Annotated in this window: 6 protein-coding genes; 1 reads left to right on the top strand and 5 read right to left on the bottom strand. The window is 44.6% G+C overall.

The window, feature by feature from the left end:
• The 3 genes from lepA to gpr all read right to left on the bottom strand — a co-directional run.
• Positions 1-1205: translation elongation factor 4 (lepA, locus tag WMO25_RS13000; protein WP_349085644.1), on the bottom strand; the 1205-nt coding region annotated here is incomplete at its 3' end.
• Positions 1206-1270: 65 nt separating this feature from the next.
• Positions 1271-2455 carry a stage II sporulation protein P gene (gene spoIIP / locus WMO25_RS12995; RefSeq protein WP_349085643.1) on the bottom strand — a complete coding sequence of 395 codons (1185 nt, stop codon included), beginning with the start codon at positions 2453-2455 and terminating at the stop codon, positions 1271-1273.
• A gap of 75 nt (positions 2456-2530) precedes the next feature.
• Positions 2531-3502 carry a GPR endopeptidase gene (gpr, locus tag WMO25_RS12990; protein WP_349085642.1) on the bottom strand — a complete coding sequence of 324 codons (972 nt, stop codon included), beginning with the start codon at positions 3500-3502 and terminating at the stop codon, positions 2531-2533.
• Between the two features lie 188 nt (positions 3503-3690).
• Here gpr and rpsT point away from each other — a divergent pair, with 188 nt between their 5' ends.
• Entirely contained in the window at positions 3691-3954 is a 264-nt protein-coding gene (rpsT, locus tag WMO25_RS12985) for a 30S ribosomal protein S20 (protein WP_349085640.1), read from the top strand.
• Between the two features lie 143 nt (positions 3955-4097).
• On the opposite strand, the gene holA is transcribed toward rpsT, so the two are convergent.
• A complete protein-coding gene (holA, locus tag WMO25_RS12980; protein WP_349085639.1) occupies positions 4098-5081 on the bottom strand; it encodes a DNA polymerase III subunit delta in 984 nt (327 codons plus the stop codon).
• A gap of 48 nt (positions 5082-5129) precedes the next feature.
• Positions 5130-6573: ComEC/Rec2 family competence protein (locus tag WMO25_RS12975; RefSeq protein ID WP_349085637.1), on the bottom strand; the 1444-nt coding region annotated here is incomplete at its 5' end.

The following is a 6573-nucleotide window of genomic DNA, read 5'->3' as shown; positions in this document are numbered from 1 at the left end:
TCTATTTCTGAAGGATCCGGCATATTCGACGGATTCGTCAGTTCAATCATCTCGCCGTTAGTCTTATGGATTCGATAAACAACGGAAGGCGCCGTTGTGACAAGATCAAGATTGTATTCTCTTTCCAGACGTTCCTGAATAATCTCCAGATGCAAAAGGCCAAGGAAACCGCATCGGAAACCAAATCCAAGAGCCACCGATGTCTCCGGCTCATAATATAAGGAAGCATCGTTCAGCTGAAGCTTCTCCAACGCATCTCTCAGATCCGGATACTTGGCACCATCTGCCGGATAGAGGCCGCAGTAAACCATCGGATTCACCTTCTTGTAACCCGGCAAAGCTTCTGCACACGGATTCTCCGCATCGGTGATCGTATCACCGACTCTTGTCTCCTTCAGGTTCTTGATGCTGGCGGTCATATAACCAACCATACCTGCCGACAACTCATCACACGGAATATACTGGCCGGCGCCAAAATAACCGACTTCCACTGTCTCGAACTCTGCCCCCGTCGCCATCATCCGTACCTTCGTACCTTTGGCGATCCTGCCTTCACGCACCCTGAAAAATACAATAACCCCTTTATAAGGATCATAAACAGAGTCAAAAATCAGTGCTTTCAACGGCGCATTCTCGTCGCCTGTCGGTGCCGGGATCTTCACAATGATCTGTTCCAAAACATCTTCTATATTAAGTCCATTCTTTGCTGAAATTCTCGGCGCATCCTCAGCTTCAATACCGATGACATCTTCAATCTCACTGACAACCCTGTCCGGATCCGCACTCGGCAGATCGATCTTGTTGATGACCGGCATCACGTCCAGATCATGATCCAACGCAAGATAGACATTGGCCAATGTCTGTGCCTCAACACCCTGTGCCGCATCCACAACAAGAATGGCACCATCACAGGCTGCCAGACTTCGTGAAACCTCATAATTAAAATCCACATGTCCCGGTGTGTCTATAAGGTTATAAATATATTCTTCGCCATCCTTGGCTTTGTATACAATACGTACAGCCTGGGACTTAATCGTAATACCACGTTCACGCTCAAGCTCCATATTATCCAGTACCTGTGCCTGCATCTCACGGCTGGTCAGAGTACCTGTCTTCTCAATGATGCGGTCTGCCAGTGTTGATTTGCCGTGATCGATATGGGCAATGATACAAAAGTTTCTTATTTTACTCTGATCTATATGCACTTTACATTCCTCCTGCTTTTTCACTGGAATAAGTATAGCATACACAGCCAAAAATGTACAACAGGTTATTTTCCCGAAAGCACCGCATACAGGATATCTGCCAGCGGTTCCATAGCATTTTTGGCTTCTGCAACAGTATTGTTCTGGGCTCCCACCTCCACAAGCAGTGAACGCGGCTTGAAATGCAGATTATACCGATAAGCCCTCAGATAAATGTGACGTACTAGTTCAGGAAAATAAGCTTTCGCCTTCAACTGCAGCTGAAGGCTGAAAGCCAGATTGTCCGATAAATTCGGGTTTTGTGCAAAATCATTGACATCACCATTCGAATTTCTGCACAAGCCATTTAAAAACATAATCTTTGCCGTCTTCTTTCCATTTATTTCCGTTTCCAGATGCACATTGTCCGGAACCCCATCTCTATGTAAATCGACCGTCACTTCTATTGAAGGATGTTCATCCAATAGATTCTGCACAGCCACTGCTGCCTGGGAATAAGCCTTATTTCTGTCTTCTTTGCCGTCCTGCATATCATAGACAGATAAATCATGGCAGACTGCCACATGATATTTTTCCTCCAGCACTTTTTTCAGCTGTTCTCCCACACCTACCACTGTATCATCCGCATTGCCCGCTTCACTGTCTGCATAACCTTCCTGGGAATGTGTATGATAAATCAAAATTTTTGGTTCTGCTCCATCCAAATCAATGGTAAGATCCTTTTGCAGCAGATCTGTTCCGTTAATAAGCTTGCTATTTGCCAATGTTGTCGGATCCACTGTATAGAAATGTCCCAAAAGGAAATCATAATCCATCAATGCTTTTTCCGAATAAATTTCTCCTGTAGGGACACCGACCAACGTTTCTACATATTCTGTTCCGGCTTCACTTTCTGTTTCTGCTCTTTCACTATCTTCCTGTGCCTTCCTGACAGCTTCCGAATTCTCCCCGGCCATATCCTCCAGAAGCACCGCTGTATTTTCCTCTGCAACAGCCTCCAGATCTTCCGGTGACGGCATATATTCCGCCACCCTATACTTTTTTTGTTTGCCGTCATAATAAAAGGCTGCAAGATTCGCCTGATTGACGGCACCTTTGAGAAGTCTTTCAGAAAACCTGCGTCCCATCTCTCTCCATTCCCATTTGCTCCCAATCTCAACTCCACCAAGCTGCAGCCCGATATCAGCTGCCAGTAATCCAGTCAATATCCAGGCACCAACCCGCACCAGTCCTGTCCTTTTTAACTTCATACATGCCCCCCTGCTGTCAGCCGATTCTCTGTCTTTGTCCACTTCTATACAGTATATTCACAAACAGACAGATTATTATAATCGATGGCACAGGGAATTGAATGCCTCAGAGATGGTATAGCTGATTCTTCCTACGGCTTCATCTATATCCTTTGGCGTAACAAACAAATTTGACATTTGCGGTTCCATCAATTCTCGCATCAGCAGGTAATTTTCTTCATGATTAAACTGCTCGGTCACTTTCACCGCTTTTTTCAGCATTTCATTCTGATGAAGGACCCCTATCAGTGACTCCATCGTATCTGCCACAATTGTTGCCGCATCAATGACCGTCGGCATGCCTACGGCAATTACTGGAATTCTCAAATTTCTTTCCGACAATTCATAGCGTTTATTGCCGATGCCGGCTCCGGGATGGATCCCTGTATCTGTCAGCTGAATGGTGGTTACCAGCCTTCGTATACTTCTCGCTGCCAGTGCATCCACCGCAATCAACAGATCCGGATGAACCTCTCTGACAAGTCCATGCAGTATCTCCGCCGTTTCCATGCCCGTCTGTGACATAACCCCAGGGATCACCGCACATACATTCCCCATATCCTTCACAACCACCGAATCCCTGCCGTATTTTTCAAACAGATGCCTTGTAATAAATAAATGTTCCACAACAAGGGGCCCCAAGGCATCCGGTGTGATCTCCCGATTTCCGATACCTGCCACCAAAATTTTTTTATCTTTCAGATCCGGCAGCAGCTTCTGCAGCTGACGGCACAATACCCCTGTAACAGCCTGTTGATAGTCATCATTCCCATCCGGCAAATGCACCGCCTCAACTGTAATATATCTTCCCATGGGTTTTCCGATCACCTTTTCTCCCTCTGCATCGACAATCTTCACATCTATCACTTTAATCCGGTAGTCCGGATCAACCGTTTCCTCTATTTCAACTCCCGGCAGCTGCTGCCCGTCATGCTCACTGCTGTTATAAAAGCGCTCCGCATACTCAATCACCAGATCACTGTGCATATTCTCATTAACAAAATCCATATCAAGCTCCTATCTGATTCTATCTTTTTCACACCTTCCCTACTAATTTTTTGCAATCTTTTTTATTTTTATACTTGACAAATCTTGTCTGCTCTTATATTATATAGAAGTATGTTTACATTAGACGTCCGTGTCCGGGTTAATGCATAACACATCTATAAAATGATTATCGTTTGGAGGTGTACGAATTGGCTAATATCAAATCTGCAAAGAAGAGAGTCCTTGTTAATCAGACAAAGGCTTTAAGAAACAAAATGATTAAATCAGGTGTTAAGACAGCTGTTAAGAAAGTAGATGCTGCTATCGCTGCTGGTGATAAAGAAGCTGCAAAGGCTGCTTTATTAAACGCAACAAGCGTCATCGACAAGGCAACATCCAAAGGTGTTTACCACAAGAACACTTCTTCCAGAAAGATCGGAAGAATGACAGTTGCTGTTAATAAGATGAACTAATATCTGTAAAGATAAACTTAAAAGAAGTGTACAAACCCTCAGTACACTTCTTTTTTTATGCAAATAGTGACGCAAAAGCATGCATGCGGCCTATTCTCTTCCAAATGGTAAATGGCTGCACACCATGCACAGCCATTTTATCATTATGCCCTGCTGTACTTTTGTATCATCAGCTCTACAGCCAGGCGGTCCGTAATCCTTCCGGTCTTGATCTCCTCTTCCAGCTCCGTTCCATATGCCACGGCCTCTCTGAGTGCAGTAATCTCAAAATGTCTTCCAAGAGAAATATTCCGCTTCACGATAAAATCCCGAATTGCCGTTTTCTCCACAATTGCCGATGCCGGATATCCCTTCACTGCAAGATCCCTGACCTCATACAGCGTATTAAACTGTTTGATCATCAGATACAAAATACGCATAGGCGGTTCTTTCAAGGCCACCAGGTCATCATACAGCTGCATTGCCCGTTTCTGATTCTTCTCAGCCACAGCACTGATCATATCAAAAACTTTGTTCTCTACAAACACACAACAGACCGCATCCACGTCTGCCTTTTCAATCACTTGACGATGCCCCACATAACAAATGAGCTTCTCCATCTCCTGGCGCATGCCATTCATATCATGCTCCACCAACTGAAGGAAATACTGCATCGTCTGTTCCTGAATCAGTTTGTTCTCCCTCTTAACAATTCCTCCGAGCCACAGCATCAGCTGTTTATCCCCGGGCATTGTCAGGTTCGCCGCATATCCCGTCGATGAAACAGCCTTAAAAAGCTTACTTCGCTTGTCCACCTCAGATTCCACAAAAACAATACATGTCGTCTCAGGAATATGTTTCATATATTCTGCCAGAGTCTCATGACCCGACGTCTTAAAAAATCCACTGTTCTCTACAATGATTAACCGGTAATCACTGAAAAAAGGAACGGTATCCGCCATGGCTGTCAGTTCCTTTTCATCAATACCCTTGCCCTCAAAACAGGAAAAATTCATGGTATCGCCCTCGTTGATCATTGCTTTCTTCAGCTTATCCCTGTACTGATTGCGCAGATAAGCTTCATCCCCATATAATAAATAAACATTCTTAAATGTTTTCGTTTTTAAGTGTTCGTTTAATGTCTTCATAAACGCCTCCATTTGTCAACTGTTATGAGTGTACCACATTTTTCTGTCTTATTTCAACCATGTCTGTAGAAGAAACTTTCCTTTTTTGCAGGGCATTATCACCGCTCCCGTCTTCATTGTTATATAGACCTGCATATCGGCTTTCTGCATCCGTTCCAGCGTTTCCGGCGCCGGATGTCCGTATCTGTTTTTTCTTCCGCAGGATATAACGGCCATCTTCGCCTTTGATGCCTTCAAGAATTCTTCACTGCTGGAATATCCGGAACCATGATGCGCTGTTTTGAGAACATCCACATCGGATATTCCGTCTTTATCCAAGACATTCTCCACTTCACTTGAGATATCGCCGGTAAATAAAAATGTCGTACCGAAAGCATTCACCCGCAGCACCATGGACTGATCATTCTCAGACTTTTCTTTTGCTTCCCGCCCGGGATAAAGGCACCAAAACTGCCAGCCGCCGCTCTCCCACCTGGTGTCTTCATTAATATAGATGACTTGCGCACCATTTGACACTGCCAGATCAGCCAGTTCCCTAACGGTCTCATCTGTTTCGGAGACCGCTGTCAATACAAGATGTAGAATCTTCTTCTCCAGCAAAAGTTCCCGAACACCGGATATGTGATCCTGATCTCCATGGCTCACACAGGCATAATCAATGCTTTTCTCTCCATAATAATTCATAAAAGGAATGATTCTGTATTTTCCAACGTTTTGGACATCCGAACTGCCGCCATCGATCAGCCATGTTGTCCCATTGGCTGTACGCATAAATATGCCGTCACCCTGCCCCACATCGATAAACGCCACCATCGGATACATTTTTCTGATGGGAATTAAAATAAACAGACCGGCCAACATCAGCAGCCAACTCTTTTTAATCAATATTTTTCCGATATCCGTATGCTTAAACCATTTGTGTTCCGGCAAAGCCAGCAGCGCAAATCCGATCATCAATCCATAGTCTATCAATAGCCACGCTGACGGCGGCACGCCTGTTCTCCATACCGAAAAAGGCATAATAAGCATTTTCTCACACAAAAATCGATTAATCTGCAAAATGAAATGCAACGTTCCGCCGCAAAATCCGGCCATGCTGATCGAAAGTAAACTGACACCGCCTGCGCCAAGGGCCATTGGTACAAACAGATTCATCAGCGGCAATACAAGCAGATTCATAAAAAAGCCGACTAGCGGGACTGCGCCGTAACAAAATGCCGTCAACGGAAGTGTTCCTATTGTCACTGCTGCGGATGGGCCTATATAACGTATCATTCTTTCTATCCATTCTCTTATCGTTGTCTTTACCCCCATGGACTTTTTTAAATGTTCTATTTTATAATTCCTGGTCTTTGCATATTGCCATGGAATACATTTCTCTATGGCTGGCCAGAGAACGCCAATAGACAGCACCGCTGCAAAAGAAAACCAGACACCTGTCTGCAGAATAGACAGAGGTCGGCTCACGAAAAGAATCAATGCTGAAAAACTG

Origin of the sequence: Coprococcus intestinihominis (assembly GCF_040096555.1) — a bacterium.
Lineage (GTDB): Bacteria > Bacillota > Clostridia > Lachnospirales > Lachnospiraceae > Coprococcus_A > Coprococcus_A intestinihominis.
Note: the sequence above shows the minus strand (reverse complement) of the source record. Positions and strands in the feature narration are given on the sequence as shown.

Coding starts and splice junctions, on each gene's coding strand:
- holA (WP_349085639.1), bottom strand. CDS start 5,081: ATGAAGACATTAAACGAACACTTAAAAACGAAAACATTTAAGAATGTT.
- spoIIP (WP_349085643.1), bottom strand. CDS start 2,455: ATGAAGTTAAAAAGGACAGGACTGGTGCGGGTTGGTGCCTGGATATTG.
- gpr (WP_349085642.1), bottom strand. CDS start 3,502: ATGGATTTTGTTAATGAGAATATGCACAGTGATCTGGTGATTGAGTAT.